Source organism: Streptomyces sp. NPDC048191 (assembly GCF_040652655.1).
GTDB lineage: Bacteria > Actinomycetota > Actinomycetes > Streptomycetales > Streptomycetaceae > Streptomyces.
This window is the reverse complement of the sequence record NZ_JBEZMO010000002.1, coordinates 228,117-243,690: the sequence shown is the minus strand read 5'-3', so window position 1 is coordinate 243,690 and position 15,574 is coordinate 228,117. Positions and strand designations below refer to the sequence as shown.

At 73.2% G+C, this 15,574-nt stretch carries 16 protein-coding genes; 10 read left to right on the top strand and 6 right to left on the bottom strand.

The window, feature by feature from the left end:
* Nucleotides 1–62: 62 nt before the first annotated feature.
* The gene (locus tag AB0D93_RS04130; protein WP_362112579.1) at nucleotides 63–758 is read left to right on the top strand and encodes a uracil-DNA glycosylase; all 696 of its coding nucleotides are present in this window, start codon (nucleotides 63–65) and stop codon (nucleotides 756–758) included.
* A gap of 125 nt (nucleotides 759–883) precedes the next feature.
* Here AB0D93_RS04130 and AB0D93_RS04125 read toward each other — a convergent pair whose 3' ends face one another.
* Nucleotides 884–1,546: a GntR family transcriptional regulator gene (locus AB0D93_RS04125; protein WP_362112576.1), complete on the bottom strand. Its 663-nt coding sequence runs from the start codon at nucleotides 1,544–1,546 to the stop codon at nucleotides 884–886.
* A 194-nt stretch (nucleotides 1,547–1,740) separates the two neighbouring features.
* Between AB0D93_RS04125 and AB0D93_RS04120 the strand changes: the two genes are divergently transcribed.
* Entirely contained in the window at nucleotides 1,741–3,192 is a 1,452-nt protein-coding gene (locus AB0D93_RS04120; protein WP_362112573.1) for an NCS1 family nucleobase:cation symporter-1, read from the top strand.
* 5 nt (nucleotides 3,193–3,197) lie between these two features.
* The gene (locus AB0D93_RS04115) at nucleotides 3,198–3,923 is read left to right on the top strand and encodes an aspartate/glutamate racemase family protein (RefSeq protein WP_362112570.1); all 726 of its coding nucleotides are present in this window, start codon (nucleotides 3,198–3,200) and stop codon (nucleotides 3,921–3,923) included.
* 26 nt (nucleotides 3,924–3,949) lie between these two features.
* Here AB0D93_RS04115 and AB0D93_RS04110 read toward each other — a convergent pair whose 3' ends face one another.
* On the bottom strand, nucleotides 3,950–4,426 hold the full coding sequence (locus tag AB0D93_RS04110) for a GNAT family N-acetyltransferase (protein WP_362112567.1): 477 nt from the start codon (nucleotides 4,424–4,426) through the stop codon (nucleotides 3,950–3,952).
* Entirely contained in the window at nucleotides 4,423–4,839 is a 417-nt protein-coding gene (locus tag AB0D93_RS04105) for a RidA family protein (protein ID WP_362112564.1), read from the bottom strand. The genes AB0D93_RS04110 and AB0D93_RS04105 overlap by 4 nt, the downstream gene beginning before the upstream one ends.
* A 344-nt stretch (nucleotides 4,840–5,183) precedes the next feature.
* On the opposite strand from AB0D93_RS04105, the gene AB0D93_RS04100 reads away from it, so the two are divergent.
* The 5 genes from AB0D93_RS04100 to AB0D93_RS04080 all read left to right on the top strand — a co-directional run bounded on the left by AB0D93_RS04100 (nucleotide 5,184) and on the right by AB0D93_RS04080 (nucleotide 10,544).
* The gene (locus AB0D93_RS04100) at nucleotides 5,184–7,031 is read left to right on the top strand and encodes an FUSC family protein (RefSeq protein WP_362112561.1); all 1,848 of its coding nucleotides are present in this window, start codon (nucleotides 5,184–5,186) and stop codon (nucleotides 7,029–7,031) included.
* A 126-nt stretch (nucleotides 7,032–7,157) separates the two neighbouring features.
* The gene (locus AB0D93_RS04095) at nucleotides 7,158–8,144 is read left to right on the top strand and encodes a hypothetical protein (protein WP_362112558.1); all 987 of its coding nucleotides are present in this window, start codon (nucleotides 7,158–7,160) and stop codon (nucleotides 8,142–8,144) included.
* Nucleotides 8,145–8,318: 174 nt separating this feature from the next.
* Nucleotides 8,319–9,485, top strand: a complete 1,167-nt coding sequence (locus AB0D93_RS04090; RefSeq protein WP_362112555.1) for a cytochrome P450 — start codon at nucleotides 8,319–8,321, stop codon at nucleotides 9,483–9,485.
* 83 nt (nucleotides 9,486–9,568) lie between these two features.
* Nucleotides 9,569–10,213, top strand: a complete 645-nt coding sequence (locus AB0D93_RS04085) for a DUF899 domain-containing protein (protein ID WP_362112552.1) — start codon at nucleotides 9,569–9,571, stop codon at nucleotides 10,211–10,213.
* Nucleotides 10,214–10,367: 154 nt separating this feature from the next.
* On the top strand, nucleotides 10,368–10,544 hold the full coding sequence (locus AB0D93_RS04080; protein ID WP_362112549.1) for a hypothetical protein: 177 nt from the start codon (nucleotides 10,368–10,370) through the stop codon (nucleotides 10,542–10,544).
* A 24-nt stretch (nucleotides 10,545–10,568) separates the two neighbouring features.
* Here AB0D93_RS04080 and AB0D93_RS04075 read toward each other — a convergent pair whose 3' ends face one another.
* From AB0D93_RS04075 to AB0D93_RS04065, 3 genes are all read right to left on the bottom strand, one after another.
* Nucleotides 10,569–12,512, bottom strand: coding sequence for an ABC transporter ATP-binding protein (locus AB0D93_RS04075; RefSeq protein WP_362112546.1), 1,944 nt, complete (start codon nucleotides 12,510–12,512; stop codon nucleotides 10,569–10,571).
* Nucleotides 12,513–12,798: 286 nt separating this feature from the next.
* A complete protein-coding gene (locus AB0D93_RS04070; RefSeq protein ID WP_362113499.1) occupies nucleotides 12,799–13,185 on the bottom strand; it encodes a hypothetical protein in 387 nt (128 codons plus the stop codon).
* Between the two features lie 170 nt (nucleotides 13,186–13,355).
* Nucleotides 13,356–14,066 (bottom strand): ATP-binding protein, encoded by a 711-nt coding sequence (locus tag AB0D93_RS04065; RefSeq protein WP_362112543.1) that lies wholly within the window; start codon nucleotides 14,064–14,066, stop codon nucleotides 13,356–13,358.
* 240 nt (nucleotides 14,067–14,306) lie between these two features.
* Here AB0D93_RS04065 and AB0D93_RS04060 point away from each other — a divergent pair, with 240 nt between their 5' ends.
* Together AB0D93_RS04060 and AB0D93_RS04055 are read left to right on the top strand one after the other, a co-directional pair.
* Nucleotides 14,307–15,167, top strand: a complete 861-nt coding sequence (locus AB0D93_RS04060; RefSeq protein ID WP_362112540.1) for a helix-turn-helix transcriptional regulator — start codon at nucleotides 14,307–14,309, stop codon at nucleotides 15,165–15,167.
* Nucleotides 15,168–15,422, top strand: coding sequence for a DUF397 domain-containing protein (locus tag AB0D93_RS04055; protein WP_362112537.1), 255 nt, complete (start codon nucleotides 15,168–15,170; stop codon nucleotides 15,420–15,422). It abuts the gene before it with no gap.
* The last annotated feature ends 152 nt before the right edge of the window (nucleotides 15,423–15,574 follow it).

Genomic DNA, 15,574 nt, shown 5'->3' with positions numbered 1-15,574 from the left:
GGACGGGCACCGGGTGTCGGGTGCCGCGTCCACCTGGGTCGGCCGAGGCATACGGTGGGCCTATGGACGACAGCAGCGCCCTCGCGCGGCTCGACCGGCGTGTCGCGGACTGCCGGGCCTGTCCCCGGCTGGTCGAGTGGCGCGAGGAGGTGGCGCGCACGAAACGGGCCGCGTTCGCCGACTGGACGTACTGGGGGCGTCCGGTGCCGGGCTTCGGTCCCGCGGATGCCCGGCTGGTGATCATCGGGCTGGCGCCCGCCGCGCACGGCGGCAACCGCACCGGCCGGATGTTCACCGGCGACCGTTCGGGAGACGTGCTCTACCAGGCGCTGTACGACGTGGGGCTCGCCTCGCAGCCCACCTCCGTCAGTGCCGACGACGGGCTGGAACTGTACGGGGTCCGGGTCACCGCGCCGGTGCACTGTGCACCGCCCGCCAACAAGCCGACCCCCGGTGAGCGCGACACCTGCCGGCCCTGGCTGGTCCAGGAGCTCAGGCTGCTGCGCCCGACGCTGAAGGCCGCAGTCGTGCTCGGTGCGTTCGGCTGGCAGGCCGCGCTGCCCGCGTTCGCCGAGGCGGGCTGGACCGTGCCCCGGCCCCGCCCGCCCTTCGCCCACGGCACCCGGGTCGCCCTCGGTGACCTGGACCTCTTCGGCTGTTTCCATGTCAGCCAGCGCAACACCTTCACCGGCCGGCTCACCGCCGAGATGCTCCGGGAGGTGCTGTCCAGGGCGGCGGAGGCGGCCGGACTGCGGTAGCCCCTGCCCGGCCCGCCGAACCGGGCCCTCGTCCTCGGCCGTCCCTCGCCCTCAGCCCCCTCTGCTCGCCCGCCCTCTGCTCGGCGGTCCGCTGCTCGGTCCCCGTCGGCTCGGTCACCGTCGGCTCAGTCGGCGTCGGCGGGATCGGTGCCGAACAGGTGGCGAACCGTCGAGCGGTAGTTGGCGCGGACGTGGCCGAGCGCGTGGGCACGGGCGCGGTCCGGGTCGCCGGAGGCGATCGCCTCGTACAACTCGCGGTGTTCGGTGAGGAGTTGGGGCCATTCCTCGTTCCGCCGGGTGAGCCAGCGCAGGCGGCCGTCGACCGGCTCCATGACCGAGATCAGCAGGCTGTTGCCGGCCAGGGCGCGGATGCGGTCGTGAAAGCGCGTGTTGATGTCCGTGATCGCCTCGGCATCGCCCTCCTTCGTCGCCCGCGCCGCCTGCTCGAGCAGGTCCCGCAGCTCCGCCAGGGCCTCGGGGGTCACCCGGGACGCCGCGAGCCCCGCCGCGTACACCTCCAACGCCTCGCGCAGCTCGAAGAGTTCTCTGACGTCGGTCGGGTTCAGTCGGCGTACGACCGTGCGACGGGCCGACTCGAAGAGGACGAAGCCCTCGGCGACCAGGGCGCGGATCGCCTCCCGTACCGGCACCCGCGACACACCGAACCGCTCGGCCAGTTCGCGTTCGACGAGCCGGTCACCGGGCCCCAGGCGCCCGGCGATGATGTCCTCCCGCAGGCTCGCCAGCACCCGCTCGCGCACGGCTCCCAGGGGTTCGATCTTCGTCATGGGCCCATCTTCGCGGACGCGAGGCGACTTTTACGGGGCCGTAACGGCAAGGACATCGGTCCGAACGCTTGACGGCGGCACCATGTCCGCAGTTTGGTATACCAAACGCGCCCACGCACCGCTGACTTCCAGCCAGCCGGTGTGCCCGAGTTCCTGCGGTATGGCCCCTTCGTCCCCCCCGTTCAGGAGGCCCCGTGTCCCTCGCCGACCGCGCCGAGACCACCGGCGCACCCGCGTTCGTCCCCGACCCCCGCCTCGTCAACGAGGACCTCGCCCCCGCCGAGAAGCGCAACTGGAAGGTCTTCGACCTCTTCGCCATGTGGATGTCCGACGTCCACAACCTCGGCAACTACACCTTCGCCGCCGGCCTGCTGGTCCTCGGCATGAACGTCTGGCAGGTCTTCACCTCCCTGCTCGTGGGCTTCGTGCTCATCTACGTCGGCATGAACCGGATGGGCAGGATCGGCCAGCGCCACGGTGTGCCCTTCCCGGTGGTCAGCCGCATCGCGTTCGGCGTCTGGGGCGCCAACATCCCCGCGCTGATCCGCGCCGTGATCGCCATCATGTGGTACGGCATCCAGACCTATCTGGCCTCCGTCGCCGTCAATGTGATGCTGCTCGCGGCCTGGCCGGGTCTCGGCTCCCTCACGCACCACTCCTTCCTCGGCCTGGACGCGCTCGGCTGGATCTCCTTCGTCTCGCTCTGGCTGATCCAGGCACTGATCATCAGCCAGGGCATGGAAGCGGTGCGAAAGTTCCAGGACTTCTGCGGCCCGGCCATCTGGCTGGTGATGATCGCACTGGCTGTCTGGGTCCTGGCCAAGGCCCACTGGAGCATCGCGCTCACCTCCACCCCGCACCCGGTGTCCACGGGCGAGCAGTGGCGGCAGTGGTTCGGGGCGATCGGCCTGATCCTCGCCACCTACGGCACGCTGATGCTCAACTTCTGCGACTTCTCCCGCTTCGCGCCCGACTACCGGACCGTGCGGCGCGGCAACTTCTGGGGCCTGCCCATCAACTCCACGGCCTTCGTCGTCGTCTCGGTGATCGTCACGGCCGGCTCGCTGAAGGCGTTCGGGCAGGCCATCACCGACCCGGCGGAACTGGTCGCCAAGGTCGGCAACACCTGGGTGCTCGTCGTCGCCGCGCTGACCTTCGCGGTCGCCACCATGGGCGTCAACATCGTCGCCAACTTCGTCTCACCGGCGTACGACCTCGCCAACGTCTGGCCGCAGAAGATCACCTTCAAGGTCGGCGGCATGATCAGCACGGTGGCCGCGCTGGTCGTCACCCCGTGGAACCTCTTCTCCAACCCGACCGTCGTCAACTACTTCCTGGGCGGCCTCGGCGCCTTCCTGGGCCCGCTGTTCGGCGTGATCATGGTCGACTACTACTGGGTCAAGCGCGGCACGGTCGACGTCGACGCGCTGTTCGACGCCCGACCGGGCTCCCTCTACCACTACCGCGGGGGCGTCAACCCGAAGGCGCTGTGGGCGTTCCTCCCGTCCGCCGCGGTCGCCGCCGTGCTGGCGCTGGTGAAGAGCTTCAGCGACGTGGCGCCGTACTCCTGGTTCATCGGCACGGCACTCGCCGCCTCCCTGTACGCGCTGCTGGGCCGCCGGGAGCGCGCGGCCGGGGAGGTCTGACGGCGTTGCGGATCATCGTCACCAACTGCAACACCACGCGGGAGATGACCGAGGAGATCGTCCGCGGCGCCCGCACCGCCGCGGGCCCGGCCACCACCGTGACCGGCCTGACCCCCGCCTGGGGCCCGGCGTCCGCCGAGGGCTGGCTGGACAGCTACCTCTCCGCCGCCGCCGTCCTCGACACACTGCGCACGTACGAGGGCCCCGCGTACGACGCCGTCGTCCTGGCCGGCTTCGGCGAGCACGGCCGGGAGGGTGTACGGGAGTTGGTGGACGTCCCGGTCGTGGACATCACCGAGGCCGCCGCCCACCTCGCCTGCCTCCTCGGCCGCCGCTACGGCGTCGTCACTACGCTCGACCGCTCCCGCGGCCAGATCGAGGACAGCCTGGAGACGGCCGGCGTGGCCCGCAACTGCGCCGCCGTCGTCGGCACCGGCCTCGGCGTCCTCGACCTCGCCGGCGACCCCGGCCGCACCGAGGCCGCCTTCCTGACGGCGGCCGAGCGGGCCCGGGACGCCGGCGCCGAGGTCCTGGTCCTGGGCTGCGCCGGGATGACGGGCCTGCAGCAGGCGGTGGGCGAGAAACTCGGGCTGCCGGTGGTGGACGGCGTGGCGGCGGCGGTCAAGCTCGCCGAGTCCCTGGTCACCCTGGGCCTGAGCACCAGCCGGGCGGGCGGCTACGAGAAGCCGCTGCCGAAGGAGCGGAGGTGGGGCCGGTGGCCGGCGGAGTGAGCCGGAGCCGAGGAGGGCAGGGCCTATCAGGACCGGGCCGGATCGGGGCCGGGCTGCCAGACGTAGCGCACATCCGGCTCCCGCTCCTCGTTGCCACTGCCGTCGGTGAACTCGACGGCCGTGAACCCGTGCCGCTCGTAGAAGCGGTGGGCGGGCTCGTTGACCTGGAAGGTCCACAGGGCCAGCCCACCCGGGCTGCGCTCCTTGGCCAGCGCGACGAACCGGTCGCCGATGCCACGCCCGCGCCACTCGGGATCCAGGTACAGCTGGGACAGCAACCCGCCGTCCAGCACCATGAGCCCGACGATCCCGCCACCCGCGGCCTCCGCCACCCAGGTCTCCCGTGACGGTACGACGACCTCCCGGATGTACGCGCGCACCTCGTCGTCGGTGCGCGGCCGGACGACGGTGGGCAGGGCGGTGTCGAAGGACCGCAGATACACATCGGCAGCCGCACGGGCGTCCGCCGCCACGGCCCGGCGCAGCAGGATCTCGCCCGTCATCCCTGCCCTCCCGCTTCCGGCACCACGGCCGTGGCCGTGATCTCCACCAGTTGCCCGGTGTAACCGAGGCAGGCGACACCGAGCAGCGTGGAGGAGTGCGGCCCCGCGCTCAGCCCGGAGGCCTCCACGACCTCCCACACCGCGGACAGCTCCGAGGGCTCACCGGTCACCACGTACACCTCCGTGGCGACCACGTGCCCCAAGTCGCTCCCGACGGCGTGCAGTTGTTCCCGCAGATTGGCGATCACCTGCTCGGCCTGCCGCACGGGATCGCCGGGTCCGACGATCTCCCCCTTCTCGTCGAGCGGCACGGACCCGGCGAGAAAGGCGAGTCTGGCTCCCGCTTCCACCACCGAGGCGTGCGCGTACGTGGGCGGTGGGAAGAGGCCGGGTGCGTCGACTCGGCGGATCATGGCGGCTCCCAGGAGCTGGCAGGGACAACCTCCCGATCATCCGCGCCCCGCGGCGCCGACGCATCCGGATTTCTCGGCACACGGCAGCGGTTCGAGGAAACGGCCCGCCGTGCCGGCGCACGGCCGGCGCGTCCCGGGCACTCGCGCACACCACCCTCGTAAAGCAAGGCACGGCCGGGGAACTGCATTGCGTTCATAAAGAAACCGGCCGTCCCAAGCACGTTTCACCTGCCTGAAACGTGATCGCCGCCCTGACACGGCGAACGCCCCCTACCGTGGGGGCACGGTCCACCGGCCACTGTCGTCCGAAGGCCCACCCCGCCCTCGTCACGAACAGGAGCCCCGTGTCCCGGCTCGCCGCACCCCCCTGGCTCGCCCACGCCCTGCGCGCCCAGCGCGGTCCCGTTCCCTGGAGCGCGGTGGTCCGGGGCGCGCTCGCCACCGGACCGCTGCTGCTCGCCGGTGTGCTCGCCGGACGCACGGCCGTCGGTGTGCTCGCGGCCATCGGTGCGATGCTCGCCGGCATCAACGACCGGCCCGGCAGCCGCCGGGCCTCCGTCAAGCGGCTCGGGGTGCCCGCGCTGGCCGGCGCCCTCGGGCTGCTCGTGGGGACGTACGCCGGGCAGGGCCTGGCCGCCGTACCGCTGACCCTGGCGCTCACCCTGCTCGGGCTGGTCGCCGGTGGCATCAGCGCGGTCGGTCCCGTCGCCTCGGCCGCGGGGACGCAGCTGCTCGTCGGTGCCGCGATCGGCGCCGGGATGCCGGCGGCCGACAGCGGCTGGCAGCGCGCCCTGGCCTTCCTCGCCGGGACCGGCTGGCTGCTTCTGCTGCGGCTGGCCCTGCCCACGCCCGGTTCGCTCGCGGGGGACTTCCGGTTCGACGGGGAGCGGGCGGCGGTCGCCGAGGTGTACGACGCCGTCGCCGCACTGCTGGAGGCGGTGGGCGGCGCGCACGCCACCGCACGCCGGGCCGCGCTCACCGCCGCCCTCGACCATGCCCAGGACGCCCTCGCCGGGCCCCGGTTGCGCCGGTACGCCAGTTCCGCCGCCGAGCGCCGGCTGCACGCCCAGTACACGGCCGCGCTGCCCCTCGCCGAGGCCGCGACCGCGCTGTTCTGGGCGGGGGAGCCGGTGCCGCCGCGCTCCGCGCAGGGGCCCCGCAGGCTCGCCGCCGCGGTCCGCGGCAACACCGGCCCCGGCCCGCTGCCCGCCCCGCACCGGTCGGCCCCGGCCCTGCGCGCCCTCGACGACGCCCTGCTCCACGCCGCCGAGGCCTTCGACCGCGGCAACCCGGCCGACCTGCGCACCCGCAGGCGTACGGCCGGGACGCTGGTGCGCCTCGCCTTCGGCACCGGCGGACGCGAGTACGGGCTGCGGGTCGCCCTCTGCTTCGGGGCCAGCGCCGCCATCGCCCAGGCGCTGCACCACGCCCGCTGGTACGGCCAGCACCAGCACTGGTACTGGCTGCCCGCCACGGCCGTCTTCCTCGTCAAGCCCGACCTCGGGCCGCTCGCCTCCAGGGTGTTGTGCCGGGCGGCCGGGACCGTGCTGGGCGCCCTGGTGTTCGCGGGGCTCGCCACGCTGCTGCCCCGGCCGGCGGGGCTGATCGCGCTGGTCGCGGTCTGCGGGGCCCTCGTGCCGGTCGCCACCCGGCACTTCGCCGCGCTGACCGCCGTCGTCACGGTCCTCGTCCTGGCCCTCGTCATGGCCGGCGGTGAGCCCGAGGCCTCCGTCAGCCGGATCGGCGAGACCCTGCTGGCCTGCGCGCTCGTGCTGGTCGTCGGGCACGTGCCGATGCCGGGGGAGCGTGGCGGCGGGGTACGGGCGCGGCTCGCCACGGCAGGGAGCGCCGCGCACGCCTACCTCGTGCACGTGCTCGGCGAGTCCGGTGACCGCGCCGAGCGCTGGGCGCTGCGCCGCGAGGCCTACCGCTCCCTCGCCGAGGCCCGTGCCGCCATCGCCCTCGCCGCCGCCGAACTCCCCCCGCTCGCCCGGCACTCGCGGGGCGCGGACGAGATCGTCGCCGTCCTCGAACGGCTCGTGGACACGACCACCGCCTGCGCCGTCCACCTCGACGACTCCGGCCGCCTCGCGACCCGGCAGGCGGACCAACTCAGGCAGCTGCTGGACGAGTTCGACAGGCGCCGGGAGCGGACGGCACTGCGGCTGCCCGAGCTGCCCCTCGCCGGGTGATCCCGCCAGCGTTCTGACGGCACATCAATTCACTTGTACATTCGCCGAGTCAACCCGCCGTGTCCTGTCCGCGTCCAAGAGAAAGGTCCATGTTCCCCGTCCCAGCAGAGGTTCAAGGAGAGGTTCGTGCCCCGACTCGCTCGTCTCAGACTCGTGACCGGCGCCGCCACGGCCGTCGTCGCCGTCGGCGTGCTCGCGGCGTCGCCCGCGGCCGCCGACACACCGACCGTGTCCCAGCCGCACATCGTCGCCCACTTCGACCTCGCGGCAGGACAGTCGCCGGAGAACATCACGGTCGAGCCCGACGGCTCCGCCGACCTGACGTTCGCCTCGGCCCGGCAGGTCGCCCACGTCACCCCGGACGGGCGCACCACGATCCGCGCGACCCTGCCCGAGGAGCCGAACGCCAACACCCCCAACCTGAAGGCGGCGACGGTCTTCGGTATCGCCCGCGCCCACGACGGCACGCTCTACGTCGACTACGCGACCGGCACCGACAAGACCGGTGTCTGGCGCATCGCCCCCGACGGCGGGGCTCCGCAGCAGATCGCGCAACTGCCCGCGAACGCGCTGCCCAACGGCCTCGCCCTGGACGAACGCCACGGCGTGCTCTACGCCGCCGACTCGGTGCAGGGGGTCGTGTGGCGGGTTCCGCAGGCCGGAGGCGCGCCGGTCGTGTGGGCCAAGGACACCGCCCTCGACCCGGTCCCCGTCACCGGCGCGGGCTTCGGCGCCAACGGCGTCAAGGTCCACGACGGCGCCGTGTGGGTGTCCAACAGCGACCGGGGGACGCTGCTGCGCGTTCCCCTGCGGGCGAACGGCTCGGCCGGGCCGGTCGAGACCCGGGCCACGGGACTCGACCACGTCGACGACTTCACGTTCGCCACACCGTACGGCGACACCGTCCTCGCCGCCCTGATCGGCGACAACGAGGTCGTCGTGGTGCGCCCCGACGGCACCCACACCGCCGTCCTCACCCAGGCGGACGGGCTGTCCAACCCGACCTCGCTCGCCGTGCACGACGGCACGGTCTACGTCGACAGTGCCGCGTACTTCACGCAGCGGGACCCGAACCTGCTGCTGGCCAACGTGAGCTGCGGACCCGGGCACTGACGGCCCGGCGGCGGGGCGGGCCGGGCCACCGGCCGGGCCTCCCCGCCGCCTCCCCACCGCCGATGTGCCGTCCACAGTGAGGGAGTTGGGGCGACGGCTGCGCGCGCCGACCGGCCGCGGGCACGGGCGGCGCATCCAGCAGTACGACACCTGATCCCGCGTAGGCTGACCGGCATGGACCCCGCGGACGGCCTCATCGATCACCCCTACGACGTCTACCGGCGCCTGCGCGACACCGCACCCGTCCACCGCATCACCGGACCCGACGGCACCTCCGCCTGGCTGGTCACCCGGTACGAGGACGTCCGGACCGCGCTCGCCGACCCGCGGCTCTCCCTGGACAAGCGGCACGCGTCACCCGGCACCTACAAGGGGCTCTCCCTGCCACCCGCCCTCGACGCCAACCTCCTCAACATGGACCCGCCGGACCACACCCGCATCCGGCGCCTGGTCGCCCGCGCGTTCACCCCGGGCCGCGTCCAGCGGCTCCGCGAGCCCGTCCGGCGTACCGCGGACCGGCTCCTGGACGGGCTCGGCCCGCACGGCAGCACCGACCTGATCGCCTCCTACGCCGCCCCGCTGCCGATCACCGTCATCTGCGACCTGCTCGGCGTCCCGGAGGGGGACCGGCTGGACTTCCGGCAGTGGACCGACACCCTGATGACCCCCGACCCGGCCCGCCCGGACGCCTCCAGGCAGGCCATGGCGGCGATGCTCGGCTTCCTCACCCGCCTGCTCGCCGCCAAGCGTGCCGAGCCAGCCGACGACCTGCTCTCCGACCTGATCGCCGTACGCGACGAGGGCGACCGGCTCACCGAGGACGAGCTGATGTCGCTGGCCTTCCTCATCCTCTTCGCCGGTTACGAGAACACGGTCCATCTCATCGGCAACGCCGTCCTCACCCTCCTCCAGCACCCCGACCAGCTCGCCGGGCTGCGCGAGGACCCGTCCCGAGTGCCCGCGGCCGTGGACGAGTTGATGCGTCTGGAGGGGCCCGCCCTGCTGGCCATCCGCCGGTTCCCGGTCGAGGACGTGACGATCGCCGGTGTCACCGTCCCCGCCGGGGAGACGGTCTGGGTGTCCCTGGCGGCCGCCAACCGTGACCCCGCCCGTTTCCCCGGCCCCGACCGTCTCGACCTATCCCGCGACACGGCCGGTCAACTCGCCCTCGGCCACGGCATCCACCACTGCCTGGGCGCACCCCTGGCCCGCGCGGAGACGGAGATCGCCGTGGCGGCCCTGCTGGAACGCCTGCCCGAACTCGCCCTGGCGCAGGGCGAGCCCACCTGGCGGCCGTCGATGCGCGCCCGGGGGCTGTTGACCCTGCCGGTGACGTACTGACCGGAAAAATCTTCGCGCGGCGCGATGAGTTCCGCTCCCGGCGACGGTCACCACCTTCGACCGACCGTCGGACAGGAGGGCCCATGTCGTTCCCCGAGATCGTCTCGCGCGAGCAGTGGCGCGCGGCGCGCGAGGAGTTGCAGCGCAAGGAGGAGGCGGTCGCACGGGCGCGGGAGGCGCTCGCGCAGGAGCGGCGGCGGCTGCCCGTGGTCGAGGTCGGCACGGAGTACGTCTTCGAGGGCGGCGACGGCAAGGCCACCCTCCTGGACCTCTTCGAGGACCGGGCCCAGCTCGTCGTCCACCACTTCATGTTCGCGCCGGAGTGGCAGTCCGGCTGCCCCTGCTGCTCCGCCTTCCTGGACCAGGTCGGCCACCTCGCCCATCTGCGGGCCCGGAGCACCTCCTTCGCGGCCGTCTCCCGGGCGCCGTTCACCCGGATCCTGCCGTTCAAGGCGCGGATGGGCTGGGCGGTGCCCTGGTACTCGTCGTACGACGGCGACTTCAACCTCGACTTCGAGGCCACCGTGCCCTCGGACGGGGGCCTGGCCGAGCGCCCGGGCCTCAGCTGCTTCCTGCGCGAGGGCGACCGGGTCTTCCACACCTATTCGGTGTACGACGACGGGCTGGACGCGGTCGGTACCGTCGTCGGCCTGCTCGATCTCACCGTGCTGGGCCGCGCTCCGGCCGGCAGCGACCGGCTCCGCCTTCATGACGAGTACGACTTCTGACACGGAGGGTGCGGTTCGTGTCACAAAGTGAACGGAGTCTCACGATCCGCTCCGAACGGGTGTAGGTAATGTCTCAGTCCCGTCACTGAGCGAGGCGTTTCCCTTCTCCAGGGCGTTAACTCCAATAAGTTACGACGCTTTCTGGAGGTGCGAGATGGTGAACGGGCGAACGGTGCTCGAACGCTTTCCCGCCGGTGGTCCGCGGGGCTCCCGGCCCGCGGAGGAGTTCGCGCACGCGCGGCGTCTGGAAGGCCTGCCGGCCGAGGTCGTCATGGACCTCGCGACGGACACGTTCCTGGTGATCGTGCGGGGCGCCGAGGCCGCCGAGTGAGGCCACCGGTGCCGCCCGGCCGGCTCACGCGGGCTTCGGTGCCGGTACCTTCGCCGTGAACTGCTCCGCCTGGAGCGCGTACAGCTCGGCGTAGACACCGCCCCCGGCCAGCAGTTCCTGCGGCGTGCCGGACTCCACCAGCCGCCCCTGCTCCAGCACGTGCACCAGGTCGGCGTGCCGGACCGAGGCCAGCCGGTGGGTGATCAGCACGACCGTCTGTCCGCTGCCCGCCAGCGCCCGGATCTTCTCGAACACCTCCAGCTCGGCCCGCGCGTCCAGCGCGGCCGTCGGCTCGTCCACGACCAGCACCCGCCCGCGCCGGTAGGCCGCCCGGGCGATGCCGAGCCGCTGCCACTGGCCGCCGGACAGTTCGTGCCCGCCGCTGAAGTCGCGGGCCAGCAGGGTGTCCAGGCCGCGCGGCAGCTCCGCGACCACCTCCTCGGCGCCCGCCTCGGCCACGGCCGCGGTCAGACGTTCCTCGGTCATGGGTGCGGCGGAGCGGCCGACGGCCACGTTCACCCGGGCGGTGAACGGCCAGCGCTTGAAGTCCTGGGCCACCATCGCGATGCGTTCGGCGAGCAGTCGCCGGTCGGCCCGCGCGGCGTCGACGCCGTCCCACAGGATCCGGCCCCGGTCCGGGGTGTAGAGGCCCGCGAGCAGTTTGACCAGCGTGGACTTGCCGGAGCCGTTCTCGCCGACGAGCGCGATGATCCGGCCGAGCGGCAGGGTGAGGGTGACGTCGTCCAGGGCGGGGCGGGCGGAGTCACCCGGGTAGCTGAAGGTGACGTGTTCGAACCGGATCTCCTTGGGGTCCTCCGGCAGGGCCTCGCCGCCCTCCGGGATCGCCCGTTCGGCCGCCTCCACGTACAGGCGTTGCAGGTCCCCCACGAAGAGGGCCTCCTCGTGCAGCTGGTTGATCTCCAGCACCAGCGTGTCCAGGCTCGACGCGCCCGTGCGGATCGCGATCACCGCCGTGCCGGCGACCGACAGGGCCATGGCGCCGGCCAGCAGCAGCGCGCCGAGGGTGGCGTAGGTCGCGAGGGTGGCGAGGCCCGTCCAGGCCGCCGCGATCAGGCCGGTCCGGGCGGCGAGCCGGGACAGCCGGGCCTGCTCCGCCTCCGACGTCTCCGACATGGCGCGGAAGTGCCGCAGCAGGAAGGGGCCGACCCCGTGCACGCGGATCTCCGGGGCCGCGGCGGGCTCGGTGAGCAGGTGGCTGATCAGCCGGCCGGCGCGGGCGTGCTGCACCCAGACGTGGAAGGACTCGTAGCGGCGCCGGGCGTTGGTCAGGGCGCTCCAGGCACTGGGCAGGGTCATGGTGACCAGCAGCGGCAGCAGGACCGGGTGCAGCACCGCCAGTACGCCCGCCGCCGCGATCAGCGAGATCAGCGCACCGATCACCCGGGTGCCGTAGGAGATCATGCGGCGCGCGGACTCGGCGCCGTACTGGGCGGTGTCCAGCAGCTTGTGGAAGGCGTGGTCCTCGATCGCGGCCAGCTCCACGTTCGCCGCCCGTTCCAGGTACAGCTCGGTCGCCACCCGTTCCACCTTGGGCTCCAGCCGCCCGGTGGCATGGGTGGAGGCCGCCCGCAGCAGGACGGACACGAGTGACACGGCGGCCATGGCGGCCAGCGCCGGGGCGGCCGAGCGCAGGCGCTGCTCGATGTCCGGGCCGGCCAGCAGCCTGCCGAGCGCGCTGTTCACGGCCAGCAGGCCGACCGCCTGGGCGCCGCCGCGGACCGTTTCGGCGGCGAGGACGATCCGTGCGGCCCGGGCGTCGGCCTGCAGGGCCAGCCGCAGACTGGACGCCAGCATGCCGGGCAGCCGGACCACCATCGCGCGGAGGCTCAGCTCCAGGAAGGCGTCCGCGTGCTCGTTCCAGCCGACGTCGTACCGCAGCGGCCCCCCGAACAGCAGCCGCTCCGACCCGGACACCGCGGGCTCGGGCGTCCCCCGTCTCTTCCTCACGACCGACCTCCCCGGTCCTCCCCGAACGGCCACTATCCCCGGAGGGACCGGCAAGGGGCAGGGCGCGTGGGGGCGCACGGAGAAGTGCGGGGGAGTGCCGGGGCGTTCGGGCGCCTCTGGGGGAGAGGCCGGGCCGCGGTCGGGCGCGGAGGCAGGTCCCGGGCCGTCGGCGGGGCAGCCGGCCCGGGGAGGCAGGGCCGCGTCGGACATGCGCTACGGCCGGATGGGCGCGGTCGGCACACACGGCCCGCAGCCCCCTACGAGCGGAACCCGGCCCCAGGGGAGGTCACGGCCGGGGCTGGTGCAGCGCCCAGTCCGGGGTCGTCCCGGTCACCCGGCACAGGACCAGGTACAGCGGGATCGGCGGGGTGTACGGAACCGTGCTCTCGGGCCGGTGGATGAGCCGGGCGGTGCCGGTGACCAGGGCGCCGGGGGCGTAGTGGGCCGGGGACGGCCAGGGGAGCGCGTAGTCGGAGTCCGACGGAACGATCCACCACCAGCGGGCGCCGTCGGTGTACACACAGCCGAGCCGGGGCAGCCGGGGCACGACCAGCGGACCGAGCCGGTCGGGCACCGCCACGGCGTCCCGGCCGAGCGGAGCGGTCATGCCGTCGGGCAGCGTGAGCCGATGAGGCGTGTCGGGGACGGACCTGCGGCGCTGCAGCCTTACCAGGGTGTCGAGTCCGAGGCCCTGGCCGGCCGTGCTGGTACGGAAGGGGCCCCTGGCGTCACGCGGGTCGCCGCCGGCGGGGCCCGGGTCGATGGCCGCGGGCGCGTCGGGGCGGGCGGGGCCGTGCCGGTCCGGGCCGGCCAAAGTCCGCCGGTCCCGGTCGTGGCCGCCGGTCACGAGTGCTCCGCGGCGCGGTGCTGGTCGGGAGTCCGGTGCGGTGACTGGTGCGGCGGCCGGTCCAGTCTCCGGCGCTGCTCGGGCGCCTGGCGCAGCCCTCGCCCGGCAGTCCCGTGCCGGCCCTCCGGCGACTCGTCCTCGTCGGCGTCGTCCGCGCGGCCCGGCTTGGGGCGGGCCCCCCAGCCCAGGTCGTTGCTGGGGCCGGCGGTGTCGTCGGCGGTGCCGGCCCGGGCCAGCTCGGCCCAGACCAGGAGCCCGGGCCCGGACTCCTGGGCCCCCCAGGCCCGGCACAGCGCATCGACGAGAAGCAATCCCCTCCCGTGCTCCTCGTCGGGCCGCTGCGGGGACGGGTGGGGTTCGCCGGGGGCGCACCCCTCGTCGCGTACGGCTATGCGCACCATGTCGTCGTGGTCGTGCAGCTCGCACACGACACGACTGCTCGCGGTGTGCACGATGGCGTTCGTGACCAGCTCGGACACGACCAGGGCAGCGCTGTCGCAGGTGTCCGCGCACACCGACCAGCCGGTCAGCCGGGCGTGCGCCAGACGTCTCGCCTGGGCCACGGAACCCGGATGTGCGGCCAGCTCGAAGCGGAACCGGCGCCCGGCAGCACCCCACTGAGGGGCTGCTCCGGCGGCGGCACCGAGACCGGAACGGTCTGCGGCGGCGTCTGTTCCTAAGGGCGCGGACGGAATCACGCTTGCCACTATCTCCCCGCCGTGCACACTTGGCAAGGGTCACTCTGAAAATTGCAGAGTGCTGTGTGACTCGGTCAGAGGCCGTGGCACACTGCTCGCAACAGCACGTCGAGCGGCGCCAATTGGGGTCATCGAGGATCCGCCCCGGTCTTCGAATGCACCTTCGAATGGCGCCGCAGGGCTGTCGGAAAGCATTTCGGCTCAGGCTCCGGTGGGGCTTTCGGGCGAGTCTTCGATGGAGGTGGGAGCGTGAGCGAACCGCGGTCCGCGCCGACGGTGGGCCAGGTGGTCCTCGGCCGACGCCTGTTGGACCTGCGGGAACGCGCCGGCCTCAAGCGCGAGGAGGCCGCCCGCGTCCTGCGCGTCGCACCCGCCACCGTCCGCCGTATGGAGATGGCCGAGGTCGCCCTCAAGATCCCGTACCTGCAACTCCTGCTGAAGGCCTACGGCGTTCCCGACGACGAGGCCGAACTCTTCGTCCGGCTGGCCGAGGAGGCCAACAGGCCCGGCTGGTGGCAGCGCTTCCACGACATCCTGCCCGGCTGGTTCTCGATGTACGTCAGCCTGGAGGGCGCGGCGAGCCTCATCCGCTCCTACGAACCGCACTTCGTCCCCGGTCTGCTGCAGACCGAGGACTATGCGCGCGGTGTGCTCATGTCCGGCGCCATCGGCCAGACCAGCCCGGACGACATCGAGCGGCACGTCGCCCTGCGCATGCAGCGCCAGGAACTGCTCACCCGGCCCGACGCCCCCCGTTTCTGGGCGGTGATGGACGAGACCGCCCTGCGCCGCCCCGCCGGCGGACCGGAGGTCATGCGCGCCCAGATCGACAAGTTGCTCGAGGCCACGAAGCTGCCCCATGTGACCCTCCAGGTCGCCCCGTTCGCGAGCGGGCCGCACCCGGGGACGTACGGGCCCTTCGTGCTGTTCCGGTTCGCCATGCCGGAACTGCCGGACATGGTCTACAGCGAGTACCTGACCGGCGCGGTCTACCTCGACGCCCGCGCCGAGGTGGCGACCCACCTCGAGGTCATGGACCGCATGGCGGCGCAGGCCGCTACGGCACAACGCACGAAGGAGATCCTCCGGGATCTCCGCAAGGAGCTGTGAATGGATCGCATAACGCCGCGCGGACACGTCTACAACGGCATGCCCGCGCGGGACCTGGGCAGCGAGGGCTGGCACAAGCCCTGGAGCGGCGGCAACGGCGGAAACTGCCTGGAGGCGATGAAGCTGGCCGACGGCCGGATCGCGGTACGCCAGTCCACCGACCCGGACGGCCCGGCGCTGATCTACACCGCGGACGAGATGACCGCGTTCATCGAGGGCGCGAAGGCGGGGGAGGCCGACTTCCTGCTCTCCTGATCCGGCCGTGTGCCGCGCACCGCGCCACCGTGGGCGGCCCCGTCCGGCGTTTATTCGGCTGCGCGGCCGCGCACCCCGCGCCTACGGTGGACGCGGTTCAGGTGCGCAGGCAGCGGATCCTTCCGTCGCAAGTCATCGCTACCCCCCGGTCC